Annotated in this window: 14 protein-coding genes; 10 read left to right on the top strand and 4 right to left on the bottom strand. The window is 65.9% G+C overall.

Annotated elements, in window-relative coordinates:
• Nucleotides 1–139: 139 nt before the first annotated feature.
• Both QRN11_RS17500 and QRN11_RS17495 read left to right on the top strand, forming a co-directional pair.
• On the top strand, nucleotides 140–865 hold the full coding sequence (locus tag QRN11_RS17500) for a beta-ketoacyl-ACP reductase (protein WP_285313813.1): 726 nt from the start codon (nucleotides 140–142) through the stop codon (nucleotides 863–865).
• A gap of 126 nt (nucleotides 866–991) precedes the next feature.
• The gene (locus QRN11_RS17495; RefSeq protein WP_091418818.1) at nucleotides 992–1,753 is read left to right on the top strand and encodes an SDR family oxidoreductase; all 762 of its coding nucleotides are present in this window, start codon (nucleotides 992–994) and stop codon (nucleotides 1,751–1,753) included.
• Between the two features lie 81 nt (nucleotides 1,754–1,834).
• On the opposite strand, the gene serB is transcribed toward QRN11_RS17495, so the two are convergent.
• Both serB and QRN11_RS17485 read right to left on the bottom strand, forming a co-directional pair.
• Nucleotides 1,835–2,728 carry a phosphoserine phosphatase SerB gene (gene serB / locus QRN11_RS17490; RefSeq protein WP_285313812.1) on the bottom strand — a complete coding sequence of 298 codons (894 nt, stop codon included), beginning with the start codon at nucleotides 2,726–2,728 and terminating at the stop codon, nucleotides 1,835–1,837.
• Nucleotides 2,729–2,794: 66 nt separating this feature from the next.
• A complete protein-coding gene (locus QRN11_RS17485; RefSeq protein WP_285313811.1) occupies nucleotides 2,795–3,151 on the bottom strand; it encodes a VOC family protein in 357 nt (118 codons plus the stop codon).
• 120 nt (nucleotides 3,152–3,271) lie between these two features.
• On the opposite strand from QRN11_RS17485, the gene QRN11_RS17480 reads away from it, so the two are divergent.
• The 5 genes from QRN11_RS17480 to lplAB all read left to right on the top strand — a co-directional run bounded on the left by QRN11_RS17480 (nucleotide 3,272) and on the right by lplAB (nucleotide 7,315).
• Nucleotides 3,272–4,057, top strand: a complete 786-nt coding sequence (locus QRN11_RS17480; protein WP_050055299.1) for an ABC transporter ATP-binding protein — start codon at nucleotides 3,272–3,274, stop codon at nucleotides 4,055–4,057.
• Nucleotides 4,058–4,074: 17 nt separating this feature from the next.
• Complete coding sequence (locus QRN11_RS17475; RefSeq protein ID WP_091418823.1) at nucleotides 4,075–4,860, top strand: sulfite exporter TauE/SafE family protein; 786 nt, start codon at nucleotides 4,075–4,077, stop codon at nucleotides 4,858–4,860.
• 7 nt (nucleotides 4,861–4,867) lie between these two features.
• Nucleotides 4,868–5,689 carry a TrmH family RNA methyltransferase gene (locus QRN11_RS17470; protein WP_285313810.1) on the top strand — a complete coding sequence of 274 codons (822 nt, stop codon included), beginning with the start codon at nucleotides 4,868–4,870 and terminating at the stop codon, nucleotides 5,687–5,689.
• 152 nt (nucleotides 5,690–5,841) lie between these two features.
• On the top strand, nucleotides 5,842–6,099 hold the full coding sequence (locus tag QRN11_RS17465) for a type B 50S ribosomal protein L31 (protein WP_009358283.1): 258 nt from the start codon (nucleotides 5,842–5,844) through the stop codon (nucleotides 6,097–6,099).
• A gap of 124 nt (nucleotides 6,100–6,223) precedes the next feature.
• Nucleotides 6,224–7,315, top strand: coding sequence for a lipoate-protein ligase LplAB (gene lplAB, locus QRN11_RS17460; protein WP_285313809.1), 1,092 nt, complete (start codon nucleotides 6,224–6,226; stop codon nucleotides 7,313–7,315).
• A 2-nt stretch (nucleotides 7,316–7,317) separates the two neighbouring features.
• Here the strand turns inward: lplAB and pepN are convergent, their stop codons facing one another.
• Together pepN and QRN11_RS17450 are read right to left on the bottom strand one after the other, a co-directional pair.
• Nucleotides 7,318–9,951 (bottom strand): aminopeptidase N, encoded by a 2,634-nt coding sequence (pepN, locus tag QRN11_RS17455; RefSeq protein ID WP_285313808.1) that lies wholly within the window; start codon nucleotides 9,949–9,951, stop codon nucleotides 7,318–7,320.
• A 33-nt stretch (nucleotides 9,952–9,984) separates the two neighbouring features.
• A complete protein-coding gene (locus QRN11_RS17450) occupies nucleotides 9,985–11,037 on the bottom strand; it encodes a YeiH family protein (protein WP_285313807.1) in 1,053 nt (350 codons plus the stop codon).
• A gap of 113 nt (nucleotides 11,038–11,150) precedes the next feature.
• Between QRN11_RS17450 and QRN11_RS17445 the strand changes: the two genes are divergently transcribed.
• The 3 genes from QRN11_RS17445 to QRN11_RS17435 are packed head-to-tail and all read left to right on the top strand — an operon-like array spanning nucleotide 11,151 to nucleotide 14,542.
• The gene (locus tag QRN11_RS17445) at nucleotides 11,151–12,707 is read left to right on the top strand and encodes a circularly permuted type 2 ATP-grasp protein (protein ID WP_091418945.1); all 1,557 of its coding nucleotides are present in this window, start codon (nucleotides 11,151–11,153) and stop codon (nucleotides 12,705–12,707) included.
• A 60-nt stretch (nucleotides 12,708–12,767) separates the two neighbouring features.
• Nucleotides 12,768–13,694, top strand: a complete 927-nt coding sequence (locus tag QRN11_RS17440; RefSeq protein ID WP_013600945.1) for an alpha-E domain-containing protein — start codon at nucleotides 12,768–12,770, stop codon at nucleotides 13,692–13,694.
• Nucleotides 13,691–14,542, top strand: coding sequence for a transglutaminase family protein (locus QRN11_RS17435; protein WP_285313806.1), 852 nt, complete (start codon nucleotides 13,691–13,693; stop codon nucleotides 14,540–14,542). Before QRN11_RS17440 ends, QRN11_RS17435 begins: the two co-directional genes overlap by 4 nt.
• The last annotated feature ends 16 nt before the right edge of the window (nucleotides 14,543–14,558 follow it).

The following is a 14,558-nucleotide window of genomic DNA, read 5'->3' as shown; positions in this document are numbered from 1 at the left end:
CTCCAAAGGCTTGCATCAATTCTCTCACCATCGGCAGTGGCGCCCAAACCCTTGCCGGGGCGGGGCGCTAAGATCAAAGTCAGCCAAATCACCCCCTTCCACCGCGGTGCACCATGCCGCAGAATTCCGGAGCCTTTACATGACTGAATCAGCCACCGCCCCCCGCAGCGTCCTTGTCACGGGCGGAAACCGCGGCATTGGACTTGCGATTGCCGAAGCGTTTCTCGCCAATGGCGACAAAGTGGCCGTGACCTACCGCAGCGAATCGAAGCTGCCGGAGGGGATCCTGGGCGTCAAGGCCGACGTCACCGATGAGGCCTCCGTGGACGCGGCCTTCAAAGAGGTGGAAGCCGCCCACGGTCCCGTGGAGGTGCTGGTGGCCAACGCCGGCATCACCAAGGACACCCTGCTGCTGCGCATGAGCGAAGACGACTTCACCTCAGTCATCGATACCAACCTCACCGGCGCCTTCCGCGTCATTAAGCGGGCTTCGAAGGGCATGATCCGCCTCCGCAAAGGCCGCGTTGTCCTGATCTCCTCCGTGTCCGGCCTGTACGGCGCCCCCGGGCAGATCAACTACTCCGCTTCCAAGGCGGGCCTGGTGGGCATTGCCCGATCCCTGACCCGCGAGCTTGGCTCCCGCGGCATCACCGCCAACGTGGTGGCCCCCGGCTTCATCAACACGGACATGACCGCCGAGCTCCCCGAAGCCACCCAGAAGGACTACCTGTCCAGCATCCCCGCCGGCCGTTTTGCCGAGGCCAGCGAAGTAGCCAACGTGGTCCGCTGGATCTCCAGCGACGAGGCAGCCTACATCTCCGGCGCCGTGATCCCCGTTGACGGCGGCCTTGGAATGGGCCACTGACCCTTTCAGCACACTAGGTGTGCGGTGCTTCTTTGTGGGGGTCGCACAAGCGAATCACCAACACCCGCTGGCATGATGGACAGCAGACCATCAGCGATTTAGACGTTTCGAACAAAGGGAGCTCGTATGGGACTGCTCGACAACAAGACGGCCATCGTCACCGGATCATCACGCGGCATCGGCGCTGACGTAGCCAAGAACCTCGCCGGCCAGGGTGCCGCCGTGGTGGTCAACTATCGCCAGAAGGCTCCGCGCGCCAACAAGGTGGTGCAGGGGATCGAAGCTGCCGGCGGCCGCGCCGTTGCCGTAGGTGCGGACCTCACCACCCAGGAAGGCGTGCAGGCGCTGGCCTCCGCCGCCATGGAGAACTTTGGATCCCTGGACATCCTGGTGCTCAACGCCTCCGGCGGCATGGAAACCGGCATGGGCGAGGACTACGCCCTCAAGCTGAACCGCGATGCCCAGGTCAACATGCTCAACGCCGCCGTGCCGCTGATGAAGGAAGGCTCCCGCGTGGTGTTCGTCACCAGCCACCAGGCCCACTTCATCAACACAGTGCCCACCATGGAGGCCTACGAGCCCGTTGCCCGCAGCAAGCGCGCCGGAGAGGACGCCCTGCGCGATCTCATCCCGAACCTGGCCGAAAAGGGCATTTCCCTGGTGGTGGTGTCCGGCGACATGATCGAAGGCACTGTCACCGCAACGCTGCTGGACCGCTCCACCCCCGGCGCTATCGAGGCGCGGCGGGCTGAAGCCGGCAAGCTGTACTCGGTAGAGGAGTTCGCGGAGGTAGTAGCCAGCATGGTGACGGCCGACGTCGAATCCGGCCACACCGAATACGCTGGCGGTGCCGACTACTTCGGCAAGGGCGCCCAGCCCGCAAGCTAGGCTCTGCATATCGCGAGAAGGGCCCACGCCGCAAGGAATTCCTGCGACCGTGGGCCCTTTCCCTTTAAGAGTTAAGAGTCGCTAGACCCCGGCCACGTGCCGGACTGCGTCCAGGTACGGCATGTTGATGGCAGCATCAGCCACGGCGCGCACTGCGGGTTTGGCATTAAACGCGACGCCGATGCCGGCCGCGCCGAGCATGTCCAGGTCGTTCGCGCCGTCCCCGACCGCCACGGTGTGCTCCAGGGCGATACCTTCGGCGGCCGCCCATTCGCGCAGGTACTTTTCCTTCGCTGCGCGGTCCACCACGGCACCGAGCACTTTGCCTGTCAGGGCTCCGTCCACGATCTCCAGTTCGTTCGCCTGCCAATGGTCCAGGCCCAGCTCGGCCGCAATGGGTTCCAGGATCTGGTTGAATCCGCCGGACACCACGGCCACCACGTGACCTGCCGCCTTGAAGGCCGCCACGAGGACAGCTGCCCCTTCGCTGAGTTTCACTTCCTCACGGACGGACTGGACGACGTCGGCCGGCAGCCCGGCGAGCACCTGCACCCGGGCGTGGAGGCTTTGAGTGAAGTCCAGTTCCCCGCGCATGGCGGCTTCGGTCACAGTTGCCACCTCCTCGCGCTTGCCGGCGTAAGCGGCGAGGAGTTCGATGACCTCCTGCTGGATCAGGGTGGAATCAACGTCCATGATCAGGAGCTTGCGTTCAGCTGTACGGAGGCCGTTCGGGACCAGGGCAATATCGAATCCGCTGATCGAGGCCTCGGCCACCGCACGGCGCAGCCCGGCGAGGCCTGCGGCGGTGGCATCGGGAAGCTCCAGCTCAGCCACATGGACCCCGTAGCGCTCGTCACCGAGGCGGTTTTCCGAAAGCACCTTGGCGCCACGGGCAGTGAGGACGGAACGCAGCTGCTCCAGCCCGGTAGGGGTCACATTCAGGCCATAGCTGACCGCAGTCACGTTCGAAGTCATGCCTGCAATCTTAGCGAGCGGGGGTGCGGTCCCTTGAATTCATTGCGCCCCCTGCAACTGTAGAAGTCAGCTCAGGCAGAGGCAGAACGGGTGGCCGGCTGGGTCAAGGAAAACCCGGAAAGTGGTTCCCGGCTGGTGTTCGTGCTTGGTGGCACCAAGTTTGAGCACCTCTGCTTCGGCGGCATCGAGGTTGTCCACCACAACGTCGAGGTGCATCTGCTGCGGTACCTCCTGGCCCGGCCATTGCGGCGGCCTGTAGGAGTCCACCTTCTGGAAACTCAGGGCATCGCCGTGATCGGCTTTGACGGACCACCAGTCCTCGCCCTCTTCGATCTTCCAGTCGAGCAGGGCGGCATAGAACTCTGCGAGTATTTTCGGGTCGGGGCAGTCGAGAACAACGACAGGAAAGCGTGCGATAGCCATAGCCAACACTCTAGGTGCGGCTCCCGGGACCGCCTACAGTTTTGCGGGCTTGAATTTGCGTTGTCGGGCTGGTCACACCAGTTATCAGTCGGTATGTATTTTGTCCTAGTGTCTACTCCTATGAGTGATGTTCTGGAACTGGACTCCGTCAGCGTTGTCCGAGGTAAAAAGACCCTGCTGGACAAGGTTGACTGGCAGGTCAACGACGGCGAACGCTGGGTGATTCTGGGCCCGAACGGCGCCGGCAAGACTACCCTCCTCCAGATTGCTGCCGCCCGTATGCACCCGAGCAGCGGCACGGCAGGCATCCTTGATGAAATCCTGGGCCGGGTTGACGTCTTTGAACTCCGTCCCCGCATCGGGCTTTCCTCAGCCGCCCTCGCCACCCAGATCCCCGAGCACGAGAACGTCCTCAACGTGGTGGTCACGGCCGCGTACGGTGTGACGGGCCGTTGGCGCGAGGGATACGAGCGCGACGACGAGCGGCGGGCCTTCCGCCTCCTGAACGACTGGGGGATGGGCCCCCTGCTGAACCGGACCTTCGCAACCTTGTCCGAGGGGGAGCGAAAGCGCGTGCAGATTGCCCGCGCACTGATGACCGATCCTGAACTGTTGCTGCTGGATGAGCCGGCAGCCGGCCTGGACCTCGGCGGCCGCGAGGAACTCGTCCACAAACTGGGGGAACTGGCCAGGGATGAGGCCGCTCCCGCCATGGTCCTGGTGACCCACCACCTGGAGGAAGTCCCGCCGGGCTTCACCCATGCCATGCTGCTGCGCGACGGCGGCGTGGTGGCCGCGGGCCCCATCACTGAGGTGCTGACAGCCGAAAACCTCAGTGAGACCTTCGGTCTGGACCTCGACGTGACCGAGAACGCCGGCCGTTACACCGCCGTCGCCCGCCGCTAAGGCGGCACCGCAGCACCTTGGATCTCCTCAGCAGTATTTTTGTGTCCATCGCCGGCCTCTGGGCCGGCACTATCAACGCCGTGGTGGGCTCCGGCACCCTGGTAACGTTCCCCGTCCTCATTGCCCTGGGAGTCACCCCGGTGGTTGCTTCGATGAGCAATGCGATGGGCCTCGTTTTCGGGACGGCTGCCGGAGCGTTCGGTTACCGACGGGAATTGAAGGGCCGCGGCCGCCAGCTGCTGCGGCTGCTCCCGGCGTCCCTGCTCGGCGGCATCTCCGGCGCCTGGCTGCTCCTGCACCTGCCGGAAAAGGTCTTCCACTACGTGGCCCCGGTGCTGCTGGTACTGGCCCTGCTGATGGTGGTATTCCAGCCCCGCATGCAGGCCTGGGTGCGCAACCGCGAGGAGAACCCGGAACACGCGGTGCGGGACAAGCGGCACGCTGTCCTCCTGGTGGTACTGGTCTACCTTGCCGGCGTTTACGGCGGCTACTTCGTGGCTGCCCAGGGAATCCTCCTGGTGGGCATTCTTGGCGTCTTCCTCACCGGTACCATCCAGAACGCCAATGCCATGAAGAACATCCTGGTGCTCGGCGTGAACCTGGTGGCCGCCATCTCCTACCTGCTGTTCGCGTTCGACCGGATCAACTGGCTCGTGGTGCTGCTGATTGCCGTCAGCTCCAGCATCGGCGGCCTCCTGGGCGCCAAGGTGGGCCGAAGGCTTTCCCCCACAGTGCTGCGCGGGGTGATCTTCGTCCTGGGGCTGGTGGCCCTCGGATTCATGATCGCCAATCTGCTGAAATAATCTCCCGGTGACAATCCACTATCTCGAGTCCGCCGCGGATCCCCGCGTGACCGACTACACCCAGCTCACGGACGTGCACCTGCGCAAGCTCCGGGAACCCGCCGAGGGCATGTACATTGCAGAATCCTCCCGGGTGCTGCGCCGTGCGCTGGCCGCCGGGCACCAGCCGCGTTCGTTCTTCCTGGCTGAGAAGTGGCTGGACGATCTCCAGGACGTCCTCGGGGCCCACCCGGATGTACCCGCCTTTATCGGCAGCGCCGCCCTGCTGGAGGAGATCACGGGCTTCCATCTCCACCGCGGTGCCATGGCGGCCATGCAGCGGCCTGCGCCGGTGCCCCTGCCCGAACTGCTCGCCGGCGCCCGCCGGGTGGCCGTTCTGGAGGACATCGTGGACCACACCAACGTGGGGGCCATCTTCCGGTCCGCCGCCGCCCTGGACATCGACGCAGTCCTGGTCTCACCCCGCTGCGGAGACCCGCTCTACCGCAGAAGTGTCCGCGTGAGCATGGGCACCGTCTTCCAGGTGCCGTGGGCACGGCTCAACAGCTGGCCGCAGGACCTGCGCCTGCTCAAGGATCACGGCTTCACCGTCGCCGCCCTGGAACTGACTGACGATGCGCAGGACGTGGACAAGGTCGCCGCGCAGAATCCGGAGAAGCTGGCGCTGGTGCTCGGCACCGAAGGCGCAGGCATGAGCGCAGGGACGCTTGCCGCCGTCGACCTCGCCGTCAAAATTCCCATGCGCAACGGGGTGGATTCGCTCAACGTGGCTGCCGCCTCAGCCGTGGCGTTCTGGGAGCTGCGCCCCCGCGACGGGCTCCGGGACTAAGCAACGGCGCGGGGCCTGGCGCGGTTCGCTGGCACCGTGCTTATCCGCTATTATTGATAGCTGGCCGTCCCGAGTCTTTCGGCGCGGAACGCGGCCATCCCATTCATACCTGACAACTGGCAAAATCCAGTTGTGTGAACAAAGGTCCGATTATGAAGTCTGATATCCACCCGAAGTACGAAGCTGTTGTTTTCAACGACCTGGCTTCCGGCGTCAAGTTCCTGACCAAGTCCACCGTGTCTTCATCGAAGACCATCGAGTGGGAAGACGGCAACACCTACCCGGTCATCGACGTCGAAATCTCCTCCGAGTCCCACCCGTTCTACACGGGCAAGCAGCGCATCATGGACTCCGCAGGCCGCGTCGAGCGCTTCAACGCTCGCTTCAAGGGCTTCGGCGGCAAGAAGTAAATTCACTTCGCCCAAGCTTTCCAGGGAAGCCCGCACCGGCAACGGTGCGGGCTTTTCGCGTTAACGGCCGGCTTGGCTGCAGTGGCTTGGCGCCGGGCCGCCCTTCTGGGGCAGGATGGGAGCCATGACCGCTACGCCATCCCCAGCAGCTGATTCCGCTTCCCGCCGCCACGGTGAGTACAAAGTCCCCGGCGGCAAGCTGGTAGTGGTGGACCTGGACGTCGCGGACGGCCTGCTGGCCAACGTTTCCGTCAGCGGTGATTTTTTCCTGGAGCCGGACGAGGCACTCCTGGACATCAACCGCGGCCTCACGGGACTGCCGGAAGGTACGACGGCGTCCGAGCTTGCCGCCGTCGTCACGGCTTCGCTGCCACCCGACGCAGCCCTGTTCGGCTTCTCTGCCGACGCCGTCGCCATCGCAGTCCGCCGCGCACTGGCCAAGGCCACATCCTGGGCCGACCACCACTGGAACCTCATCGCACCCAGTGTCCTGCCCACCGAAATCAATGTCGCCCTGGACGAAGTGCTCACCGAAGAAGTGGGCGCCGGCCGCCGCAACCCCACCCTCCGTTTCTGGGACTGGCAGGAACCCTCAACGGTGATCGGCAGCTTCCAGTCCTACCGCAACGAGGTGGACCCGGACGGAGTGGCCAGGCACGGCATCAAAGTGGTCCGCCGGATCAGCGGCGGGGGAGCGATGTTTATGGAGGCGGGCAACTGCATCACGTACTCGCTGTACCTGCCGCAGACCCTGGTGGACGGCCTGAGCTTCGCCGACTCCTACCCGTTCCTGGACGCCTGGGTGATGGCCGCGCTGGAGAAACTGGGCATCACCGCGTTCTACGTCCCGTTGAACGACATCGCCACGGACCAGGGCAAGATCGGCGGGGCCGCCCAGAAACGCCTCGCCAACGGCTGCATGCTCCACCACGTGACCATGAGCTACGACATCGACGCCGACAAGATGGTGGAAGTGCTCCGCATCGGCAAGGAAAAGCTCTCGGACAAGGGCACCCGCAGCGCCAAGAAACGGGTGGACCCGCTCCGCCGCCAGACCGGTCTTGCCCGTGCCGACATCATCGCGGCCATGATGGAAGTCTTCGCCGAGCGCTACGGCGCCACGCCCTCGGAGCTGACCGAGGTTGAGCTGTCCACTGCCAGCGAGCGGGTGGCTACGAAGTTCGGTACCGACGAGTGGCTCCACCGGGTGCCGTGAGCTTACCGGGCAGATGAACCGGCCGTCTGCGCCTTCAGTGCCCGCAGCAGGTGGCTGCGCTGCTCGATGATGATCCTGCGCAGAGCACGGGGCGCGTCAGCGTTGGATTCCAGCCACGCGTCCGTCCGCCCGATGACCGGATGCTCCACCGGCTCCGTGCCTTCCGCCAGGTCCTGGGCCAGCGGGAAGAGGCCACGGACAATCCGGCTCGCGATCTCGATGCTCCGCCCGTCCCACACGCTGCGCAGGGACTCAAAGTACGGCTCCACGTAGGGTTCCAGCAGGTTTTCCGGTGCTGTGGTGAAGCCGCTGATGGTGGCGGACAACAGCTGGTTGGAGAGTTCGTTCCCGTGCACGGCTGCATTCCATGCCGCAGCTTTGACCTCCGGATCGGGCCGGGCCGCGAGGGCCGTGGCGTGGCCGGCGCGTCCTGATGCCGTAGTATCCCGGGCCAGTTCGGCGTCCAGCTCAGCCGCAGTTGCCTGGCCGTTTGCCGCCAGGGCATGCCAGATGTGCCAGCGCAGTTCAGCATCCACTGACAGGCCTTCCACGGGCGCTGTCCCATCCAACAGGCCCCTGAGCCGGGGCACCATGGAGCGGTCATGCCGGCTGAAGGTAGCGAGCGTCCGGGCCCAGGCCAGCTGCTGGTCCGAGCCCGGCGTTGCCCGGTCCAGTTCATCCTCCACGGTGGCCAGGAAGGACGCCCGCACGGCATCGCGTTCCTGGACCGGGGTGTAGCGTTCGACGGCGGTGCCTGCGTTCTCGAGGATGTTCAGCAGCACCCCGATTCCCGTTTCCGCCGGGCCGAACGCGGCGACCGCGTCCACATACCCTGTAGCGGGGCTCTCGCCGTCGCGGGCCGAGTTCCACAATGCCGTCCAGCACAGGGCCCGGGCCATGGGATCAGCAATCCGGTCCAGCGCTGCACGCACGGTTGCTTCGGATGCCGGGTCCAGCCGGACCTTGGCGTAGGTGAGGTCGTCATCGTTGACAAGCAGGAGGGCGGGCCGCGGCTGGCGGGCCAGCTGGGGGAGTTCCGTCCGTGCGCCGGCCACGTCCGTTTCGAAACTCCCGGTCCGCACCAGCGCGCCGCCGCCGTCGAAATTGTAGGAGCCCACGCGCAGGCGGTGCGGCCGCAACTCTTCGCGTCCCGTCACCGGATCCGCGGCTTCCTGGACGATGGCCACCCGCCCCAGCACGCCGCCGTCGTCCTTTGCCGTGTCAATGGGCGCGAAGTCCAGGGACAGCGTGGAGATGCCGGAGGTCTGCAGCCACTGCTGTGCCCAGCCCGCGAGGTCCCGCCCGGAAGCCGTGCCCAGTGCGGCCAGCAGATCGGCCAGCGACGTGTTCCCGTAGGCGTGCTTGCGGAAGTATTCACGGGAGCCGGCGATAAAGGCTTCGAAGCCCACGTAGGCCACCAGCTGCTTCAGCACCGAGGCGCCCTTGGCGTAGGTGATGCCGTCGAAGTTCTGCTTGGCGGCCTCAAGGTCCGGGATGTCCGCCACGATGGGATGGGTGGTGGGCAGCTGGTCCTGGACGTAGGCCCAGGCCTTGCGCTTGTTGGCGAAGTTGACCCAGGCGGTGTCCCAGCCGGTGGCACGGTCAACACCCAGCGTGCCCATGTAGTCGGCGAACGATTCCTTGAGCCACAGGTCGTCCCACCACTGCATGGTCACCAGGTCGCCGAACCACATGTGTGCCATCTCGTGCAACAGGGTGTTGGCCCGCCCCTGATACTGGGCGTCCGTGGCGCGGGAGGTGAAGACGTAGCTTTCGGTGAAGGTCACCAGGCCGGGGTTCTCCATGGCGCCGAGGTTGTATTCGGGCACAAAGGCCTGATCGTACTTGCCCCAGGGGTACGGGTAGTCGAAGAGCCGGTTGAAGAAGTCCAGGCCGTTTTTGGTGAGCCGGAACAGCTCGCCGGTGTCGAATGACCCCGCCATGGAGGCGCGGCAGTACAGGGCGAGCGGGACGTCCAGGGAGGTCCCGTCGTCGATCGTTGCCTGCCAATGGTCCTCCGCCTTGAAGTACGGCCCGGCCAGCACGGTGGTGATGTAGGTGGACATGGGCTCTGTGGCGGCGAAGTCCCAGCGGGCCGTGCCGGGATCGTCCGTGAGCAGCGTACGGTTGGCCTCCGCCCCATTGGAGGCGACGTGCCAGCCCGCGGGCGCCATGACATGGAAGGTGTAGGTGGCTTTGAGGTCGGGCTGTTCAAAGTTGGCGAAAACCCGGCGGGCGTCGGCCGGCTCGTACTGGGTGTAGAGGTAGCACTGCCCATCAGCCGGGTCCACGAACCGGTGCATTCCCTCGCCGGAGTGGCTGTAGAGGGCCGTTCCGGTCACGGTGACCTGGTTCTCGGCCTGCAGGTTGTCCAGCCTGATCCTGGCGCCGTCCACCACCTCATCCACGCCAAGGCCCTCGCCGTTCAGGACCACGCTGTGCACCTCGCTGCCAATGAAGTCCAGGAACGTTGAAGCACCGGCCTCGGCGGTAAAGGTGATCACACTGCGGGTGGGATAGCCGGCCACGTCCGGGTCCGGCGCCTGCCGCACGTCCAGCGAAACGTCGTAACTGGTGGTGCTGATCAGCGCTGACCGGGCGGCAGCTTCATCGCGCTGCAGATTCTCATGTGACACCCAGCTATCTAATCACGGGGCGGGTGGCCAATATCACGCGGTGATCAGCAGGGCGGCCGCCAACCCCAGGAGGGCAATCAGGAGCCACGATGCAAGGGCTGCCAGGAGCGCGGGTCCGCCGGTGAGCAGGAGGGTGCGGATCCGCACCGCCGAGCCCAGGCCGAACAACGCGGCACCCAACAGGATGTCCTGCAGCGCGGCTCCTGCCTCCAGCCACCCGGCGCCCAGCCACTCTGTGGAACGCAGGCCCACCATGGCGATGAAGCCCAGGACGAACAGTGGGACCACGGGCGGCAGCTTCGCCTGGGCATCGTTGCCCGGGCCGGAACGCATGGCCTGACGGTGGTGCGCTCCGGCTATGGCGGTCACGGGCGCCAGCAGCAGCACCCGGGTGAGTTTAACCACGACGGCGATGCCCAGTGCCGCCGTTCCCGCAGTTTGCGCCGTGGCCACCACCTGGCCAACGTCGTGAACGGACGCGCCCGTCCAGGCTCCAAACGCGGGCGCGGAAAGCTGCAGGGGATGGACCAGCAAGGGCAGGACGCCGATGGCAAGCGTCCCGCACAGCGTCACCAGCGCCACCGGCAGGACGGTGTCCACGTGTCGGATGCGGCGGACTGCAGCCATGGCTCCGATGGCTGAAGCACCGCAGATTGAAAAACCGGTCGCCACCAGGAGCGCGGTCACGGGCGGAAGGCGGAACAGCCGGGAAATCAGGTAGGTGCCGCCAAAACTGGCGGCGACAACCCCGGCAATCAGGACCAGGGCAAGCCAGCCCAGCCCCAGCACGTCCATGACGCTCACTTTCAGCCCCAGCAGGACGATTCCGCCGCGCATCAGGTGTTTTCCGGCGAAGTCCAGCCCGGGGCGGGCCCTTCCGGCGGTCCAGACCCCGGCCGCGGGCAGGTTGGCTGCGAGGACGCCCAAAACCACGGCCAGCGTCATGGCCGGAAGCGCGGGAACCAGGCGGTGCACGAGGAAGGCAACAGCCAGGGCGAGGGCCGCCGTGGCCAGGCCCGGGAGCAGCCGGTCAGTACGTGCGGGGAGGCCCGGGCCCGGGGCTGGGTGGCTTCTGCTGACTGGCACTCACCTACTGTGCCGGAAATGTTCCGGAATCCACGAACCAGGCGGCTTGCGCCAACACGCCAGAATGGATGGCAGTAATGAATTCGAAACAAAAAGATGGTTGGCTTGTGGACATGTCAGACCTATTCCAGGATTACTCCGTGGCCGCCGGCCGGACCGGAGCCTACGATGAGATGTTCGCCCCCGGGCAGCAGGCACGGGGCTCCTACGGGCAAGTAGCGGATGCCCTTCGCAAGCTCTCCCTCGCCGACGTCAGCGCACGCGCCGACTCAATGGCCCGCACCTTCCTGGACCGTGGTGTCACTTTTGATTTCGCCGGCGAAGAGCGCCCGTTCCCGCTGGACATCGTCCCGCGCGTCATCCCGGCGGCGGAATGGGATGTGCTGGAACGCGGCGTCGCGCAGCGCGTGCGGGCGCTCGAGGCCTTCCTCAACGACGTGTACGACAAGATGACAGTTGTCTCCGACGGCGTGATCCCGCGGCAGCTGGTAACCACCAGTGCGCACTTCCACCGCCAGGTGCACGGCTTCGAGCCCGCCGGCGGCGTCCGCGTGCACATCTCGGGCATTGACGTGGTCCGCGACGCCGCCGGCACGTTCCGGGTCCTTGAGGACAACGTGCGTGTACCTTCCGGCGTGAGCTACGTCCTCGAGAACCGGCGCGCCATGGCCAAGGGCCTGCCCGAAGCCTTCGGCCAGCAGCTCATCCGGCCCGTGGAGGAATACCCCCGCCGCCTGCTCTCGGCCCTGCGAAAAACCGCACCCGCAGGGGTGGACGATCCCACCGTCGTGGTCCTCACTCCCGGCGTGTTCAACAGCGCCTACTTCGAGCACACGCTTCTGGCCGGCCTCATGGGTGTGGAACTGGTGGAGGGCCGTGACCTCATCTGCCGCGGCAACCGCGTGTACATGCGCACCACAGCGGGTGAGCAGCGCGTGGACGTCATCTACAAGCGGATCGACGACGACTTCCTGGACCCGCTGCAGTTCCGGGCCGACTCCATGCTCGGTTGCCCCGGCCTCGTCAACGCTGCCCGGGCAGGCGGGGTGACCATCGCCAACGCCGTGGGCAATGGCGTTGCCGACGACAAACTGGTTTACAGTTACGTCCCTGACCTGATCCGCTACTACCTCAGCGAGGAGCCCATTATCGCCAACGTGGACACCTACCGCCTCGAGGAAAAGGAAGCGCGGGAATACACCCTGGACAACCTCTCCGAACTGGTGGTCAAGCCGGTGGACGGGTCAGGTGGCAAGGGCCTGGTGATCGGACCCGATGCCTCCAAGGACGAACTTGACGCCCTGCGCCAGCGGGTCATCGCCGACCCCCGCGGCTGGATTGCGCAGCCGGTCCTGCAGCTGTCCACCGTGCCCACCCTGAGCGGCGACAAGTTCGGGCCGCGCCACGTGGACCTTCGCCCCTTTGCAGTGAACGACGGCGAGAACGTGTGGGTGCTGCCCGGCGGCTTGACCCGCGTGGCGCTGAAGGAAGGGTCGCTGATTGTGAACTCCAGCCAGGGCGGCGGTTCCAAGGACACCTGGGTCCTGGCGGATTCGCCCCAGGTGCCGGTGGAAACCGTGCCGAGGCCCTCCATTTCCGTCCGCGAACGCGTGTCCGTATGGCCCGTGGAGAGCAACTGGCGCGACCGCCAGTCGGAGCAGCAGCAGTGAGCCCGTCCGCCGTCGGGCCAATTTCTTTGACAGTTTCGGGCCCGCAGGAGGTAGCCGCGAATGCTTAGCCGAATTGCCGAGTCCCTTTTCTGGATCGGCCGGTACGTGGAGCGGGCCGATGGCACCGCCCGTATCCTCGATGTCCACCTGGAGCGCCTCAACCACCTTCCCATGGAGGAGCGCAAGAGCGTGGCCCAGGAGCTTCTGGCGGTGATGGGTGCGCGCCCGCAAAGCGAGGACTTCGGCCTGCCGGAGCTGCTCCATGCCCTGGCCTACGACAAGACCAGCGCCACCTCCATCGCAGGCTCCCTCGGCGCTGCCCGGGAGAACGCCCGCCGGGCCCGCGAGACGGTTTCCTCCGGCCTGTGGGAGAGCCTGAACACCACCTATTACGGGCTGAGCCAGCACCGCAAGGACGTGGTGGGAACCTACCGGTTCTGCAACTGGACCCTGGAACGCACGGCCATGGTGAGCGGTCTCGCCGACACCACAGTGAGCCATGACGAGAGTTGGCTGTTCCTCGTTCTGGGACGCTCGCTGGAGCGGGCCGACATGACCGCCCGCATGCTTTCCACCCGCGATGTCCTGTCCGCCGGTATGTCCTGGGTGAACATGCTCCGGTGCGCCGGCGCGTACGAATCCTTCCTGCGCACGCGGCGGGCGGCCTTCGGCGACCAGCACGCGGCCGAGTTCCTGCTCCTGGACCGGCTCTTCCCGCGGTCCATCGTGTATGCCCTGCGCGACGCCGACGAGTGCCTGGCGAAACTTGATCCCTCTGCCCAGCGGGTGGGCTTCATCAATGACGCCCGCCGCATCGTGGGCCAGGCCCGGACCTTCCTCGAGTTCCACCGCACGGACGACCTCATGTCCGAGCTGCCCGAGCACATGGAGCGGGTGCAGAAGGCAGTGTCCCAGGCCTCAGACGCCATTTCCCGTAAGTACTTCAATCAGGCGGACGAACTGGCCTGGGTGGGAGAAGTTTCATGACCCGGCTGAGCATCGTTCACAAGACGGCCTACAAATACAACAAGCGCGTCACCCTGTCCTATAACGAGGCGCGGATGACGCCGCTCACCGACTCCCAGCAGGTGGTGCTGGAATCAGTGGTCAAGGTGTCCCCGTCCCAGGCGGCCGTGAGCACCTACCGCGACTACTGGGGGACCAGGGTCACATCGTTCGACATGCAGATGCCGCACGAGCACCTCGAGGTGGTCTCCAACATCACCGTGGAAGTGCACCGCGCCGGAAAGATCCCCTCCGAGTCCGACATCGCGGGCTGGGACGTCCTGGCCTCACCCGAGACGCTCAACACCTTCAGCGACTGGCTTCCGCAGTCACGGCTGAGCGGGCCCGGGGACGAAGTCCTGGGCATCATTCCCGGGGTGGTCGCCGGCAAGAACCCGCATGAGGCAGCGATGGCCGTGTTCGAGTGGATGCGCGGCGAGATGACATACATGTCCGGCTCCACCGCAGTCACCACCAACGCGGAGGAGGCCTGGGGCCAGCGCAAGGGCGTCTGCCAGGACCTCGCGCACCTGGCCATCGGCGCGCTTCGCAGTTGCGGCATTCCTGCCCGGTACGTCTCCGGGTACCTCCACCCGCGGTCCAGCGCAGGCATCGGCGAAACAGTGGCCGGGCAGTCGCACGCGTGGCTGGAGTGGTGGGACGGCGACTGGCGGAGCTGGGACCCCACCAATCACAAGCCGGCGGGAGACTTCCACGTCACTGTGGCCCGGGGCAGGGACTACCGGGACGTTCCCCCGCTGAAGGGCATCCTGTCCGGTGGCGGAGGATCGGCGTTGAGCGTCAGCGTGGAGATCACGCAGCTCGCTTGACCGGCGCGCCTGCTGC

Origin of the sequence: Pseudarthrobacter sp. fls2-241-R2A-168 (assembly GCF_030209335.1) — a bacterium.
Taxonomy (GTDB): domain Bacteria; phylum Actinomycetota; class Actinomycetes; order Actinomycetales; family Micrococcaceae; genus Arthrobacter.
This window is presented reverse-complemented; position numbering and strand designations above follow the sequence as displayed.